Origin of the sequence: Pseudomonas sp. X4 (assembly GCF_040784925.1) — a bacterium.
GTDB classification, from domain to species: domain Bacteria; phylum Pseudomonadota; class Gammaproteobacteria; order Pseudomonadales; family Pseudomonadaceae; genus Aquipseudomonas; species Aquipseudomonas putida_Z.
Map to the genome: position 1 here is coordinate 3,979,646 of NZ_CP160798.1, position 15,787 is coordinate 3,995,432.

Annotated in this window: 8 protein-coding genes and 5 tRNA genes; 8 read left to right on the forward strand and 5 right to left on the reverse strand. The window is 58.8% G+C overall.

All coding sequences use genetic code 11. From position 1 onward, the window contains the following. Window positions 1-196: 196 nt before the first annotated feature. Together ABX298_RS17810 and ABX298_RS17815 are read left to right on the forward strand one after the other, a co-directional pair. Window positions 197-1,084, forward strand: a complete 888-nt coding sequence (locus tag ABX298_RS17810; RefSeq protein ID WP_075044109.1) for an ATP-binding protein — start codon at window positions 197-199, stop codon at window positions 1,082-1,084. After that, window positions 1,085-1,567: a GAF domain-containing protein gene (locus ABX298_RS17815; protein WP_003260813.1), complete on the forward strand. Its 483-nt coding sequence runs from the start codon at window positions 1,085-1,087 to the stop codon at window positions 1,565-1,567. 127 nt (window positions 1,568-1,694) lie between these two features. Here the strand turns inward: ABX298_RS17815 and ABX298_RS17820 are convergent, their stop codons facing one another. Further along, window positions 1,695-2,462 (reverse strand): hypothetical protein, encoded by a 768-nt coding sequence (locus ABX298_RS17820; protein ID WP_286101250.1) that lies wholly within the window; start codon window positions 2,460-2,462, stop codon window positions 1,695-1,697. Between the two features lie 377 nt (window positions 2,463-2,839). On the opposite strand from ABX298_RS17820, the gene ABX298_RS17825 reads away from it, so the two are divergent. The 5 genes from ABX298_RS17825 (at window position 2,840) to ABX298_RS17845 (ending at window position 3,401) form a co-directional block, all read left to right on the forward strand. Further along, a tRNA-Glu gene (locus ABX298_RS17825) sits at window positions 2,840-2,915 on the forward strand. Between the two features lie 4 nt (window positions 2,916-2,919). Beyond that, window positions 2,920-2,995: transfer RNA gene (locus ABX298_RS17830), tRNA-Gly, on the forward strand. A gap of 91 nt (window positions 2,996-3,086) precedes the next feature. Further along, window positions 3,087-3,162, forward strand: a tRNA-Glu gene (locus ABX298_RS17835). Between the two features lie 3 nt (window positions 3,163-3,165). Continuing rightward, window positions 3,166-3,241, forward strand: a tRNA-Gly gene (locus ABX298_RS17840). Between the two features lie 84 nt (window positions 3,242-3,325). Continuing rightward, a tRNA-Gly gene (locus ABX298_RS17845) sits at window positions 3,326-3,401 on the forward strand. Window positions 3,402-3,500: 99 nt separating this feature from the next. Here the strand turns inward: ABX298_RS17845 and ABX298_RS17850 are convergent. From ABX298_RS17850 to ABX298_RS17865, 4 genes are all read right to left on the reverse strand, one after another. Further along, on the reverse strand, window positions 3,501-4,580 hold the full coding sequence (locus ABX298_RS17850) for a fimbrial protein (RefSeq protein ID WP_075044111.1): 1,080 nt from the start codon (window positions 4,578-4,580) through the stop codon (window positions 3,501-3,503). Window positions 4,581-4,609: 29 nt separating this feature from the next. Further along, the gene (locus ABX298_RS17855) at window positions 4,610-7,117 is read right to left on the reverse strand and encodes a fimbria/pilus outer membrane usher protein (protein WP_367393408.1); all 2,508 of its coding nucleotides are present in this window, start codon (window positions 7,115-7,117) and stop codon (window positions 4,610-4,612) included. 218 nt (window positions 7,118-7,335) lie between these two features. Then, window positions 7,336-12,486 (reverse strand): RHS repeat-associated core domain-containing protein, encoded by a 5,151-nt coding sequence (locus tag ABX298_RS17860; protein WP_367393409.1) that lies wholly within the window; start codon window positions 12,484-12,486, stop codon window positions 7,336-7,338. Between the two features lie 27 nt (window positions 12,487-12,513). Beyond that, window positions 12,514-13,719 (reverse strand): hypothetical protein, encoded by a 1,206-nt coding sequence (locus ABX298_RS17865; RefSeq protein WP_367393410.1) that lies wholly within the window; start codon window positions 13,717-13,719, stop codon window positions 12,514-12,516. Between the two features lie 229 nt (window positions 13,720-13,948). Between ABX298_RS17865 and ABX298_RS17870 the strand changes: the two genes are divergently transcribed. Beyond that, complete coding sequence (locus tag ABX298_RS17870; protein WP_367393411.1) at window positions 13,949-15,760, forward strand: hypothetical protein; 1,812 nt, start codon at window positions 13,949-13,951, stop codon at window positions 15,758-15,760. Window positions 15,761-15,787 lie beyond the last annotated feature (27 nt).

The window sequence follows — 15,787 nt, forward strand, 5'->3', positions numbered from 1 at the left end:
GAATAGCCCCGGCTGCTGGTGGGTCTGTCACACATTCAGCCTTGATTGTTCTACTGGCTGTGCCGGCCTCTTCGCGGCTAAAGCCGCTCCCACAGGTACATCACAGGTCTCAAGGGCGGTGGTAAACCTGTGGGAGCGGCTTTAGCCGCGAAGAGGCCGGCACAGCAGCCCCGAATCTGAATTTGCAGGAGCCCTGATGGACGCTCGCTTGATTGCTTTCCTGGACCGCGCCGAATCGGTACTGGCCCGCCTCGAACCCCTGTTGCCGGCCCAGCGCCCGAACATCGACTGGGCCACCACCCTGGCCGCGCGCTGGCAGCGCGATGGCCGCAGCGGCTACCTGCTGCCGCTGGAAGTCAGCCTGGACATCCGCCTGAGCGACCTGATCGGCGTCGACCAGCAGCGGGACCAGCTGGGCCGCAACACCCATCAGTTCATCAACGGCATGCCGGCCAACCATGCACTGCTGTGGGGGTCGCGCGGCACCGGTAAGTCGTCGCTGGTACGTGCCCTGCTGGCCGAGCACGCCGGTGCCGGCCTGCGCCTGATCGAAATCGAACGCGACCACCTGGCCGACCTGCCGCGTGTAGTCGAGCAACTGCAGAAGCTGCCGCAGCGCTTCATCCTGTTCTGCGACGACCTGTCGTTCGAAGCCGGGGAGGGCGACTACCGGGTGCTCAAGAGCGTGCTCGACGGCTCGCTCGAGCAGGCCCCCGACAACGTGCTGCTGTACGCCACCTCCAACCGCCGCCACCTGGTGCCGGAGAAGGAGAGCGACAACGAGAACTGGAAGCGCGTGGACGGCGAGCTGCACCCCAGCGAAGCGGTGGAAGACAAGATTGCCCTATCCGACCGTTTTGGCTTGTGGCTGTCGTTCTACCCCTTCACCCAGGAACACTTCCTGAACGTGGTCGAGCACTGGATCGGCCAACTCGCGCAGTCTGCTGGCCTGGCCTGGCAGCGCAGCGAAGAACTCGACATCCTCGCCGTGCGCTGGGCCACCGGCCGCGGTAACCGTAATGGCCGTTGTGCCTATCAGTTCGCCCGCTACTGGGTCGGGCTGCAATTGCTGGAGCAAAAGTAAATGATCGACCTCAATGCCAGTGGCGCCGGCCTCGACGGCTACAACCTGCTGGCGGCGCAAGTGCAGGCGCTGTTTGCCGACGAGCGTGACTTCATCGCCAATGCCGCGCAGTTTTCGGCGTTCCTCTATAACCAGGTGGACGACCTGAACTGGGCGGGGTTCTACCTCAACCGCAACGAAGAACTGGTGCTGGGCCCATTCCAGGGCCAGGTGGCGTGCGTGCGCATCCCGTTCAGCAAGGGCGTGTGCGGGGCGGCAGCGGCCACCCGGCAGACCCAGCGGGTAGAGGACGTGCATGCGTTCCCGGGGCACATTGCCTGTGACAGTGCGTCCAACAGCGAGCTGGTGATCCCGCTGGTGAAGGAGGGCAGGTTGATTGGTGTGCTGGACCTGGACAGCCCGAAGCTTGGGCGCTTCAGTGAGGCGGATCAGGTGGGGCTGGAGCGGTTGGCGGCGATTTTCCTGGAGCTGACCGACTGCTGATGGTCGTTGCCTGTACCGGCCTCTTCGCGGCTAAAGCCGCTCCCACAAGGATGGCATCAAGCCTGAAGGCAGTGCGGTCCCTGTGGGAGCGGCTTTAGCCGCGAAGAGGCCAGTACAGGTTAAAGCATCAGTCGTACATCACCTTCTTCTTCCAGGTCTCTTCCTCATCGGTCTTGAGCCCCTGGGTCAGTTCATTCTGCTCGTCCTCCGCCGGGGCCATGCGGTCCAGCACCTGGGCGTTGGCCCGGGCCAGCAGCTTCTCCAGGTACGTCAGCTGCTCTTCATAAACCTTCGGTTCCGGCTGCTTGCGCAGGTACTGCACGCCGCGCTCGAAGGCCAGGCGCGCCTGGCCTGGCTGGTTCTGCTGCAGGGCCTGCTGGCCGAGGTTGTTGAAGAACTCGATATGCAGCAGCACCAGGATATGGCGGATTTCCTTGATCCATTGCTTGGCCTCGGGCGTGGGCAGGAAGCCCTCCTGGGCGGCGCGGGTCACCTGGTTATGCAGCGCCTCCAACAAGAAGCGCACATCCTTGGCCTTGATCTCGGTCTGGATCGGGTTGGGCGGGTTGTTTACCGGAATCTGCCCGCCCTGGGCAATCAGCCTCTCCAGTTCGGCGATGCGCGCCTTGATGTCGGCATTGTGCTTGTCCATCGCCAGTTGACGCTGGTTGAGGTTGAGCTCCAGGCGGGTCAGCAGCAACTTCAGCGCCGGGGTCATGAACTGGCCGGGGAAGGTCTCGGTGATTTCGCCACAGCGGCGCAGGCGGTCGGCCAGCTCGACCTTCATCCGGGCGCGCTCGAGCTTGCCGTTCTCGACCACATTGTTTAGGTAGCCGATCACGATCAGCAACGCGATACCCGCCACGATGAGCAGGGTGATCAGAAGTGGTGTCACCGTTAATGCCTCATTGAAGAAGAATTACAGCTTTGAGTGTAGTGAGTTTGCCGGGGGGCGAATAGCGGCTACATGCCTGTACCGGCCCTTTCGCGGCTAAAGCCGCTCCCACAGGTACGGCACTGCCTTCAAACTGCGCACGGTCCCTGTGGGAGCGGCTTTAGCCGCGAAAGGGCCGGCACAGGATTGCCTCTCTCTATATCGGCAACCCATCCCGCAACTGCACCCCAACTCACCCGGAAGTCATTGATTTAAATAAATTTCTACAAAGGGGTTGACGCCTGTCCGAACCATCCATAGAATGCGCGCCACTTGCAGCGTAAAGCACACAGCGAAACGCAGCAGGGAGTGAAAGCAGGCAGTAATGCCAGCAGCGTGTCCCCTTCGTCTAGTGGCCTAGGACACCGCCCTTTCACGGCGGTAACAGGGGTTCGAGTCCCCTAGGGGACGCCAAATTGCGGGAATAGCTCAGTTGGTAGAGCACGACCTTGCCAAGGTCGGGGTCGCGAGTTCGAGTCTCGTTTCCCGCTCCAGTTTCTCCGGCAGCGCCTAAGGGCGGGGCAGGAAAAGAAAATCCAGGCTGAATCGTGAGGTTCAAACCTGGTGCACTGAAAAGTGTCGTGTGTCCCCTTCGTCTAGTGGCCTAGGACACCGCCCTTTCACGGCGGTAACAGGGGTTCGAGTCCCCTAGGGGACGCCATTTGCGGGAATAGCTCAGTTGGTAGAGCACGACCTTGCCAAGGTCGGGGTCGCGAGTTCGAGTCTCGTTTCCCGCTCCAGTTCAATACTGTGGCGTCTATGCGGTGCAGTGGTGGTGAAGGTCTTCAAGGCGCTTCACGCCGATAGCGGTAAAGCTTCACAATGCGGGAATAGCTCAGTTGGTAGAGCACGACCTTGCCAAGGTCGGGGTCGCGAGTTCGAGTCTCGTTTCCCGCTCCAAACATGTAACGCAAAAAGGGACCTTCGGGTCCCTTTTTGCGTTACATGTTTGGCTCCCCAAGCCCCAGTGGGCGCGTCCTGCGCCCTTGGCATAGGGCATCAGCGATAGCTGATGGTGAATTTCAGTGCCCCGCTGGCAGGCCCTGCCGAAACCTTTGGGTCAATCTGGTAGTAACGTGCCTTGAAATCCAGGCGTGTGTCGCCGAGCGTCAGCCAGGTTACCGGCTCGTCTTGCTCAAGCGTCATGGGTGAGCTGTCACTGCGCAGTAGCTGGATGGCAATGCCTTGTGCCGGAGCGCTGTCATTGAGGCTGAATAACCCGAGTCTGGGGTCGATCACACTTGAACCCAGTGCGCCTTCGAGGCGAATGTGCGCGCGTGCCACGCTGCCGGCCGGGTCATCATCGCAGTCGCTCAACGTGATGTGGAAGTTGACCGGCGGCGAAGCATCACCGGGCGTGGAGAAGGTGGCGGCATCGTGGCTGCCCAAGCGAACGGGGGTGTCGCTCACCGCATCGGCTTTGAGCGTGCATTGCGCCTGGTTTACGCCTGCTCCCACGCTCAGCTGAAGTGCCGGACCGAGGTCGGTGACGGTGCCTGTTGCAACTCGTGTGTTGAAGTGGGTACGGCCTGCCGGTATGGGGCCAGTCTTGATCAGGTAGTAATTGGCGCTCAAGGCGTTTATCAACAGCGGTGTTGGCGAGATGTTTACCGTATTGCGGCCTTCATAGGGTATGGCCACATCGTCGACGGGTCGAAAGCCGTTGTTGGCACCCGTATAGGGGTGGTTGAGGCGGATGTACAGGCCGACCCCCGTAATGCCGGTTTCCAGGACTTTACCGGTGACGTCCCAGCCGTTGACGGGCGGTAGCGGTTTGCCATGCACCGGTACGGTGGCAGGCATGAGGAACGTCAGTACGCCGGTGCCGTCGTTGTCGCAGCGGATTTCCCGATTCAAGGGGTCTTGGGAAACCAGGCGTTGGACGGAGCCGATGACGGTGCCGGGCTCGGCATCCCTGGGCACCCAGAATTCGCCCAGGTTGACGCTGTGGCTGACCGGGCCGCTCGCCCCTTGCCAGGTGCAACCTGAAATGGCGTGGGCCTGCGGTAGGCTGATGAGCTGTGTGCCAAGGGCAAGCCCCAAGGCAAACAAGCTTGGCAGGTATCGTTGAGGTCGCATGAATAGGTTCCGTTGTTGGGCAAGAGTCATCAGGCTTCAGTGGCGGGGCAGGTCAGGGTTTGCAGGTAGAAGCCCTGCTGCTGACGCATGCTGGCAGGCTTGATCGACAGCTGACATTGCTCGGCCGGTTGCTCGCCCCATCGCACGTTCAGTACCTGACTGGTTGCTTCGGTAGCCACCAGCGCTTGGCCACCTTGTCCCACCACCGCCAGTGTCTTGCCCTGGGTATCCTTGACCTGGGTACCGAAAGGCAATGGTTTGCCCTCGGTGTTCAGCAGGGTCAGCACCAGGCGTGCAACGCGACGTGCGGCGAACGTGCGCTGCACGATTGCGCCTCGTCTCGGTACGGCCTGGGCCGTGCCATTGTCGATTTCCACATCCGGTTCGAGCTGGTCGGTGGTGAGTGTCAGGCGGTTGATCCGATAGGGCTGCAGGTGCGGTGCCAGGGCATAACCCTTGGCGTTGGTGCGTGCTGCGGTTGCGTTTTCCATGCCCGCGCCGGGGGTGTCGGGTACATGGATCAGCGCGTTGGTCTCGCCGAAATTGGGGCTGAACACCAGGCCATCGCCGTGCACCAGGGCAGAGCCGCTGGCGTTGACCGACAGACTGCGGTACTCGTTGCCTTCAAAATAGCCGGCACCGAAGTTGGCATGCGGGGTCAGGTAGCCGGCCGATAGCTCGGCACTCTTGTTCTGCTGGCCATCATTGGCCAGAGCCGCCTGATAATTGAGGCGGTTGTCCAATGCTCCGCCACTGAGGCTGGCGCGCTGGCTGAAACGCCCCGCCTGATGCTGGGTGTCCAGGGTGACGCTGCTGCCCAGGCCGAAGTCCAGAGGGAACGACAGACTGAGGCCGAGAATGCGGTCGTTCTCGTGGGTCTTGTTGAGCGACTGCGAGGCGAACAGGCTGTAGTTGATGCCTTTGTAATGCGTGTTGAAGTAAAACTGGTACTGGCGGCGTTGGCGCTGGTCTTGCCAGTAGTCATCCTGGCTCAGGTTGAAGCTGAGCGAGCTGCTGCGGCCCAGTTGCTGGTAGATCGAAGCTTCCAGGCGGCTGCGACGGCTGCCTAGCCAGTGGTGGTCGTTGTTCCGTTGCGCCACGGCTTCGTCAAAGTCGCGAAAGCCCTCGGTGGAGTAGCGATAGCCGGCAAAGCGCAGGTGTGTACGGGTAGGGAATGCCTTGCCATAACGGGCGGCGTAACTGTTGCCGCTGACCTGGCCAAGTGCTGTGCCCAGGTCGCTGCGGGCATGGGTGACATCGAACGACAATGCGCCGGCCGCGCCAAAGTCCTTGCCCAGCCCCAAGGCGTTGGCGCGGTAGTTGTCGCTGGTCAGTACGCCGCCATACAGGGTGCTGCTCCAGCCGATGCCGCGGGCCAAGGTGCCCTGCAGCAGCTGGGGTGTTTCGTCACCGTTGGCGGTGTTGTAGCGCCCGGCCGCGAGGTTGTAGCGCCAGATGCCATCGCGCAGCAGGTTGCTCAGGGTCGAGTAGGGCTGGGTGAAGCGGCGCACCTGGCCGTCGGCCTCGGTCAGCACCACTTCCAGTTCGCCGCTGCCGCCACCGACACTGAGGTCGTCGATTTCATAGGGGCCGGCGGCTACATAGGTGCTGTAGATGGGAAAACCGTTCTGCAGCACTTCCAGCTTGGCGCGGCTCTGGGCCACGCCGCGGATCACCGGGGCATAGCTTTGCAGGGTATCTGGCAGCATGCCAAGGTCGGAGGCCAGTTGCAGGCCTTTGATGGGTTGGCTGCGAAACACCTCGCCATTGCTGTAGGTCTCGCCCAGGGTCAATGTGCCCCAAGTGGCGGGCAGGTCGGTCTGGGCGTAGGTATTGCTGTGGCGCCAGCGTCGGTGCCCTTGGCCATCCTCGCGCAGGCTCTGGCTGCTGCGCAGACGCCAGCCGGCCAGGTTCAGGCCGCTGTTGAGCAGCAGGTCGTGCTGGCTGCGGCTACGCCCGTCGCGCTGGCTGCTGTGCATGGCCGAGGCCTGGTAATTGACGAATGCAGCATTTATACCCTGCTCCCATTGGTCCGGGGCGACGCTGCCGGCCTTGTCGCGTTGCAGCGCTGCCTGGGGAATGGACAGGTCGAGGCGCAGGCGGCTCGAATCGAATTCCACCTGGGCACCTTCCACCAGGGCGGGCAGGTCGCTGCACGCTGCCTTGGCCAGTTCCGGTTTAGCCAGGCTGCGTTCGCGCAGCCCAAGGCTGAACAGCAGCCCAGGGGCCAGGCATGGGTTCAGTGTTGGCTGGCCTTGGCGTTGCTGGAATTCGATGTCGTGTTCGCCAGCGGGGGCCAGGTTGACACGGACCTCCACGCGATAACGCCCGGGGGCCAAGCGTTGCTCGTTTGCCAGGGCATGCAGGGCAGGGGCGGCGCTGCCGGCGGCGTGGCCGCTGGATTGGTGCAGGAAGCCGGATTGGAATTGCAGCGGGGGTTCGTTGGCCAGTGCCAGGCAGGCAGGCGCTGCCAGGTAGCTGCCACCGAGGGCGAGCAAGGGCGTGATGCCCCGCCAGCGCTGGGGAAGAGGGCACATAGGTTATCTCGGTTATCTACTCGGTGGCGGGCCACCGCGCGCAGGTGTGGGCTCAAGGCCGGTGCCGGGAGGGCCGGGGATATGAGCGGTGAGCGCGTGAGATTAAGGAGAGCGTCGGGTAGGAGATGTAGGGGGTGTCTGAGAGGTTGGGGGATAAGTCGTTTGGTAAATAGCCTCCATTACTCCCCTTTGTTAGCGAGAGTAATGGAGGCTAGAAGTTAGAAACGATCGGGGGGTAAGAAGGCGTGGGGGCCTGGATTCATATAGTGGCTAGTCGTTATCACCTTGTCTTTAATCGGGCCGCTAGATGGCCCTGGGGATTGACGGTTGAGGGTACCAGGCGGTGTTTCATTGACCGACGACCCGCTTGATACGCTCCGAACTGAGTTTACAGTTCCTGTTGATGCGGTATCCCCTAACAAAGATCCGTTTGATACAGAATCTCTCCCCCCGTTTGTCCCGCCTGTAATGCTTGTCCCGCCTGTAATGCTTGCCCTGTTTGCCCCTACCGACTCTGGCGACCCTACCGACTCTGGCGACCCTACCGACTCTGGCGGCCCTATCGGCTCTGGTTCCTTCCTTGCCAACCTTTTCAATCCCGCCTCCTTGGGTGAGCGAAAGAACCAATTCTTATTGCGCGTTACAAGATCCTTGTTTGCGGGGCTTATTGATGCGAACTTTTCAATATCGCGGGCCAGGCCAGTTTTGGTAAGACCCCTACCCAAACCTGCCAAACCACCCCCTACGAGAGACGCCCCAAGACTAACCCACGAATAAGTAGCGGCCTTCTTCGGATCTTCCTCCGTGATGCTAGCAGCACCAAAACCTATGCCTGACAATACGAAGAGGTTGCCAGAAGCCCCTAGAACCAACCCGGTGACGGTTTTGCTGCCCAGGACGACCCCGGTAGCCACTGCGGAGGCTGCTCCGAGCGCGGCATGTGCGAAAGTGCCGAGGGTAACTGCGGCGATGGCTACTGACACACCAAACATGATCCAGGCGACTAACTTACTCCCCTTCTTGGGCTTGCTTGCAGGCTGGTCGGGAGGCGCCATGGGGCTGGCGGCATGCCCAGTAGGGTCGCGCCACATGACCGGGTTGCCATTGCAGTACAGGTATGGGTTGATACCGACGTCTTCCTGGTCAAGCTCATCCGGGCTGTGGAAGCGCATCAGGCCAGGGTTATAGGCCCGATAACCGCGGCCCAGCAGGTACCAGCCCATGAGCCATTCGCGGACTTCGCCGTTGAAGGCCAGCAGCCCGGTCAATGCAAGTGACTCTGGGGTATCGCCCCACGCGGTGTAATTGGCATCCTTAAGGTCGGCCTGCGCGCTTTCGGCGATCACACTGTTCGCCATATTGGTCCAGTACAGTCGCGGCGCAGCAGGGGCTTTGCCGTGTTGCAGGCCCAGTGGGCGTTCGCCATCGTGCAGGTAGTACAGCTCGGTCGTGCCTGCCCGGGTACAGACCAGTCGGTTGCCCTGGTAGCGCCGTAGTTCTTCATCCTCGCCGGCCGCTTTCGCGCCGATCAGGTGGCCATGGCCATCGTAGCGGTAGGTCAGCAGCGTTTGCTTGTCGTCTTGGCTGCGCACTTCCTGCAAGCGGCCAGATTCATCGTAGCGCAGCTTGTGTCCCAGCTCATCATTGAGCATGTTGCCATCATCGTCGTAGGCGAAATCCATTGAAGGCAGGTAGTCGGGATGGGTATGGGTGGCGTTCTTCAACTGGAACCCTTCGCAGGTGAAGTAAGCCTTGTCCTTCTCGCCGTCAGCGAAGTCGGTACGGCTGTAGATCAGGTTGTCGAGGTCGTCGAATTCATAGGACTGTTCCTTGATCGGCCTGCCTTTGGCATTGCGCGGGTAGTCACCCGTTTCGCTTTCGCAGACATAACCGATGAGCCGGTCGAGGGCATCATAACTGAAGGTCTCCAGCAGCAGTTGTTGGTCCTCACGCCAGAGAGACCTGCTGTGCAGCATGCCGTCGTCGCGCCAGCGTTGCTTGATGATCTTCAGTTCGCCGGGTGTTTTACCCTTGAACAGCGTCAGGATGCGGGTTTCTTCCCGACCGCGGCTGTCATACTGTTGCTCGCACTGCAGGGTGTAGTCGCTGTCAAGGTCGCGCGTACGGGTAAATTGCAGGCGGCCATTGTTGTCGTAAGTGAAATCGGCGCGCAGTCGGCCTTGCGTGGTCCATATCAGGCGTCCATGAGCGTCATAGCCGTGGCGCGTCGGCATGCCATTGCTGTCGTCCATTGCGAAGGTGCGGCCTTGCAGCGAATTGCGGTATTCGCGGTGGTAGGTGTCCGGCGTCTGGGCGTCCGTCCATTCCTCGCGGAGCAGGTAGCCTTGGTCTGTGTAATCGTATTTGCGTTTGCCTTGATCGTTGTCGGCGTTGTTGAGCGCGGCACTGATGGGGTCGAAGGTGAATGCGCTGCGCTTCCCGCCCGCAGTGACGGCACTTGGTGTGCTGGTCAGGTCCAGCAAGTACTCGTAGTCGAATGTCCGCAGTTTGCTCTTGCGTCGGGAAGGCACCATCTGGTCATTTTTTTCACCATAGGTGTAATGCTCGGTGCGCGGCCCTGCCACCAGGCTCTTCAGGCGGCTGAGGTCGTCGTATTGGCGCTGGCAGACTACCGTGCCTTGCTTGTCACCTGCGGCGTGCAGGCGCAGTTCCTCGGTCAACTCCTCGGCGGAATGGGCGGCAAATTTGCGACTGAGTGCAGTCTGGTTCGGCCGTATGGTTTTGGTGACACGGTTATAGGCATCGTATTCAAAGCGTGTGATGCGCAGCAACTCGGCGTTGCTGTCTGGTTCACGTACCCGGCTCTCCTCGCGGGTGCAGCGGCCACTGCCGTCATAGTAGTAGTCATAGCGATCGAGCGCTTTATTGGCTGGCCCCAGGTTCTTCACCTGTACGGGTTTGTTGAACCGGTTCCCTTTTTTGATCTGGTGATTGAGCCGTATATCGGGGGTGTCCGGGTTGGTCTCCCAGGTGGCGGTGAAGTCGTAAAGGTAACGGTCCGGGTCATTGACTTTGCTCAATGGGAGGTAGGCACTGTGCAGGCAAGTCTTGTCATGGTAGGTGGTCTTGGTCAGCTCGCCCCAGGGGCCATAACTGAACAGGGTGGTCATGGACAATTGCTGGCCTTCAAAGCCATCACCATGGTCGAAGTCGGTTTCCTCGACCAGTTGGCCCAGGGCGTTGTACTTGGCCAGGTAGGTTTGCATCTCGGGTAGACGCTGTGTCGGGTTCTGTGGGTCGCTGATTTCGCGCCATTGTTCCACGACTTGGTTGGCGCCATTGAACACCGTGCGAGTGAGCACTTCATTGGCATCCTTGGTGGTCTGAGTCAAACGTTCGCCAGCAGATGTTGCCAAGTGGTAGCTATAGCTGCGCTTTGCCTTGTTGCCCGTCGGTGACACGATTGCCTGCGTCTGGCGGTTCAGGTCGTCATATTCATAGATTGTCTGTGTGCCGTGCAGGTCTTCACTTGAAACGACAGCGCCGGATACTGCAGACAGGTAATGTGTTAATTTTCGTTCGCTAAGCTCGAAACCTTTGATCGTCTCAGTGACGCCGTAATCGGCGTACGGCTTGTTTGGATCGCGTGGCAGGTAGGTCCAATCCGTGCGCGTGGTCATCTGCTTGAGCAGGTTGCGCAAGGTGCCTGCAGGTTCGTCGATTGGGTAAAACGTTTGTTCTTCGTAGGCCTGGCGACCATACAGGTAGGGCGAATTTTCGTCCTTGTAGATGTCCTTGTTGATGCTGTACAGCAGGCGTTCACCCTCGCTGATCTGTTCATACAACGCCTGTTGTGTCAGCCCAAGCCAGTGATCGGTAACGCCATGAGGGCGTGTCGCGTCGGGCAGCGCATTGTACAACGTATAGGTGTATCGCTCGATCAATACCGGGGCAGTGCTTTCCAGTCCGGGCATTTCGCTCGGCGTGACGGTGCTCGACTTGAGGCTGCGCTGGAACCCTTGCGGGTCTGGCGGGCAACCGTCCTCACCGTCCTTGTCGTAGTATTCATAGGTGGTGACGATGCCGTTGGGCTGTTTTTCATAAATCAGGTTGCCATGCTCGGTATCGTACTCGGTGATGGTAATTTCTTCGCGCAGGACGGTGCTGTCGCTTGCCAGCCGCCAGCGCTCGGTCACGGTGTGGGGCAGCTGGAAGTTGTTCAGCTGATCGTCGAAACTCACGTCCGGGGTTTCGTGGTAAACCGTCTCGATTTCCTGGATGTGCCAGTCCTGCTTGCGCGCATCTTCCGTCACATCCTCGATGACATCGCCGTACTGCGCGGTGGTTTGCAGAGTCAGCAGGTGATGACGGTTATAGCGGTAGCTGGACCTGCGCAACTCTTTGTCTTCGCTGGCCTCGCTGAGGTGGACTTCATAGAAGTAGTCGCTGCCTGCCCGGTACAGGTTGTCCTTGTCCTTTTCCCAATTCAGCCCGCTGCCAAAGCCCAGGAAGTTGCGGTCGTTGGGGTAGCTGTAGGTGGTGGTCAAGGCCGGCTGGTTGGTCCCGGGGTCGACCGTGTGGGTCTTGACTCGTGGGATGCGGAGCACGGGGGCGCCGGAGAGGAGCTGGTGACCGGCATCGTCGTAAGTGATCGTCTCGATGCTGCCCTGGGGCGTCTCGACCCTTGTCAGGCAGGTCATGTTCTGTGTCGAGGGGGTGCTCTCATATTTGAACCGCCAGCTACCACGGTCATGGCTCGGCAGGGTCACGCGCTCCACCCAACGGTCCTTGAGTGCTATCTCGTAGCGGGTTTCGCCGAAATTGGGGTGCAGATGGTAGGTGATCAGGTTGTTCGTATAGGTGACGGAGAGCAGCTTCAGGCCGTTACGGTCAACGATGCTGGACAGGCAGCGATGTTCGCCGAACCGGCCTTCATGGCGCAGCTCGATCCAGCGGCCCGAGGGCGCATAAATCCGATGAGGCACGGCAATGTCGAGCCCGCCCGAGCGGATGACTTTCAGGTGTTCCACCATGCCCGTGCGGTGCACGACCCAGTACTCGCCGTTGCCATCGTCCAGGAAGCGGAAGCTCTTTAGCTTCTGCTCTCTGATTGTCGGTTCGGCGCCACCGCCATCGACATGGAACTGCTCGCCGGTGTGTATCTGCAGCGAGCTGATGGTGGGGATGTAGCGGGTGAGATTGAGGGTCCAGCCCTTGCCAAAGCCGGTGTCTTCCGGCGTCAGGGCGTTGAAGGCCAGGCGCAAGGGCAAGTTGGGGCCAAGCAGGTAGTTACCGACCACTGCCATCAGGTCAATGCCAAGCGTGTACTGGCAGGTGCGTGGGTCGACGCTGTGATTCACAAAACTGAGGTTGTTGTACGCATTGGAGTGGGCCGCTGAAAGCGTCATGATAAGCTCCTGTATATACCGATTGGCTTAATTGGCAGGCTTTGGCGCTTTCAGGCTCGCGCATCGCCACTTGGTATAGCCTTCTTCGTCTGACCGGTGAGCTCTACCAATCAGAACCTGGTTGGCAGGGCAGGTATAATCGCTTTTGTGTTCCTCCACGGGGCCCTGCCACGAAGACGGTATTACCTGTAACTGGTTTTCTGGTTTTTTGCTGCCTTTGTAAAGTTTGCTGCATCGAGTTTGCGATAATTCATTTTCATCGCCTTCATGGAAGCGCCCCACCATGACTTCATCTGGGTTGCAGGAAGCATAAATGTATTCTTGCTTTGTTTTGTCGTATTCGCGGGCGTCGGTGCAGGTTGTAAAGTCATCGTCGCCGTCATCTTTTAGTCGGTAGCCACATTCCGGGAATTTGACGGACCACTCGGATTCTTCCTGCACTATGTCGCTGCCAAGTGTGGCGCATTTGTAATATGTTTTTTCTTGCTCATCACCCAGGTGCTTGCGCCCCACCATTACGGTGCCTGCAGGGCAATTGAAGTATTTGCTTTCGTGTTCTTTGCCTGCGTCGATCAAGTCTGAGGGCGTCGTAAATTCGACACCGACCGTTTCAGGGGTGCCAGGGCCTTCTGAGACAGTGACCTGCACGCAGGAAAGGTTGTAGGTGATTCGATCATTGGCCATGGCGCGAGCTTCCTCGACCCTGAAACCCTTGCTGCGATTGTTCATGTTGTCCGTGTTGGTGACGAACTTGCCTTTATAGGCCATGAGCCCGCTGAGGCTCTCCAAGACGAGCGTTGAACCAGCAACCGTTGTTTTAAGTTCAATGAAGAAGTTTCTATTGCTCTCCGGGTCGCGACGCGCATGATGTTCGCTGCCCAATGTGGTCGAGCAGTGATAATCATCTGTCAATAAGATGTTTACGGCAGAAGGCGCCCTCTCAATTTCTATTTCGTCAACTCGAAGCTCGTAGCAAGGGGAGGCGGGGCTATTGATCTGGTATTGAATCGTGCGCCCCGCGGCGACACCGGGGATAGAAAGTTGACACGAACCACGGCTGTCATTTTCTGGGTCTAGAACATCACCTTTCTTGCCTCTGAGCGTAATTGTGCCTTCCCCCGCAGCCAGGGCGGAACTGGTATGGGTCAATATGCCCATTGAAACGATGAAGACGGAGGAAAACAAGAGTGCACAGCGCAGGTGCCGTGACGAATTTTTTATTCCGAATGCCATGGATTGTGCTCCTTTGATAAGCGCGTGCCCTAGAGGCCGCAGCATATGAATAACGTACTGTTGGGGCGCGAATGCAGGTGAGATAGAGACCTGATGCAAGGCTAACGAATGCGGAGGGTGTTGGCACCTGACAGTTTTGATAGGTGGCTGACCTAGCATTTCTGACAGTAGGCAAGCCAGTGGATGCCTTGAATAATCAAGCGAAATCACTACCGCTCAGGGCGTTGGAATGAAAACGACGAACAGTAAGCCTGTGAGGGCAGAACGCCTCCCGATGCCGGATATTCCTGGCCTGACGGCCGACCATGAAGTGGATGTCGTGGGGCTGGGGGGGGAGGATCTTGATACTTATATAAAGTATGACGGCATGGTGGAGAACGATGAAATTCACGTGAGATGGGTGGGGGCCAACCCTGCAGGGGAACCATTTGACGACATTGAGCAGATCATACCGGTCAGATCTCCTGGCCCGCAGGGACAATTAGTCCAGATCAGCAATCGCATTTTGAGCGATACGCTGGGCGGGACGGCCTACTATTCTTATTACATTAACGGCGACGAGCAGAATGAGTCCCTTCGGGTTTTTTGCAACATTGGCTTGCTCCCACCCGTTGAGCCGGCGCTCTCAGTGCCACTCATTCTTGAATCGCATAATCGAGTTATCGCGGTAAGCGAACTGGATGGTAGTGGTGCCAATATCTGGATCGCACCCTATCAGAGTATGGGCGAGGGCGATACCGTAACGTTGTGTGCAGAAATTCATGACGAAGAGGGTGATCCCATGCCGCCAGTACCTACGAAATATACGTATGTCTTGGAAAAGGATGATGTAGGGAAAGTTCTGCGTTTCAGGGTGCCGAAGAGTAAGTTTCGCGTTGGGGGGCGTGCGCAATTTTACTACCTGCTGAAACTGGATGGGCATACCGATGAGTTGAGGTCTTCGTCTCAAGATTTTGAGATACGTGATAACTACCCTGCCTGGAAGGACGATGAGGCACTACTTGCCCCTCCAAAAATCGACAATTACGACAGTGGCCCCCTCGATCCTGAGCGTTTTTCACAAGGTCTGACCGTTCGCATTCGGCAAGCGCTGGGCGTGAAGGCTGGAGATGTCGCGCTGTTGTACTGGTGGAGTGGCGAAGTCGATAGCACTCAGGTGCAGAGCATGCACTTGGATGCCAGCAGTGTCGAAGGCAGTGAGATGCAGTTTGTGATACCGCCCGATTTGGTGCTTGCCAGTGTTGATCTTGAGGTAAGCCTCTTTTATCAGATTGCCCGCCAAGGCCGCGCGGTGACATCCCAGCGACTGCAGGTGAAGGTGGCAAAATCCCGTATATGGGGGCTTCCTACTGTGGTGGGTGCGAACGCGGAAACTGATGGTGCTGTTATCCCAGCCAGTCAAGTGACGTTCGGGATGCTTGTCGACGTGCCGGAAGAGTTTGAGTTGCGTCCAGGCGAATCACTCAGTGTGAATGCTGACGGTGACCCGGTACGTGGAAAGTCCATTGTCCTTGAACATGAACCTGACAACCCTCGGCGATTTCGGGTACCCACAACTGCCTTGGGCGCAAACTTGGGGCGCAACGACGCTGACACGAGCAAGCGCTTCCCGGTGAGATATCTAGTTGACGGTACTTTGGATTCTCCAGCCTTGGAGTTGCGTATACAGCCATTGCCAAGAGAAAAGTATTCGATGATTAGATGTCCTGAAGTGGAAGGGAGCGGCCTTTCGATCAGCAAACTTGCCGGGCGCAATGCCACGTTGCTGCTACGGCGATGGACGTTCATAGCCGAAGGGCAACCGCTGACTATTTCACTGAGGGGGTTGGCAAAAGACGAATCGCCTTATGCATTTACCCTGCGTGCGGGGCAACCGGTAAGCAGTGAGGAGATCGAGAAAATAGATTTTATCTTGCCGCTGCCGCTGGATGAATTAAAAAAATTGAAGACGCCTAGTCAGTTGTTCATAGAGGTGAGTGTACGGTTTGATGATGTATTGGAAACACCATTCCCAACGCTAGACTTCGAAATTCGCGCGTGATCGGCGACGGCTCTGTGCCTGGAGGTA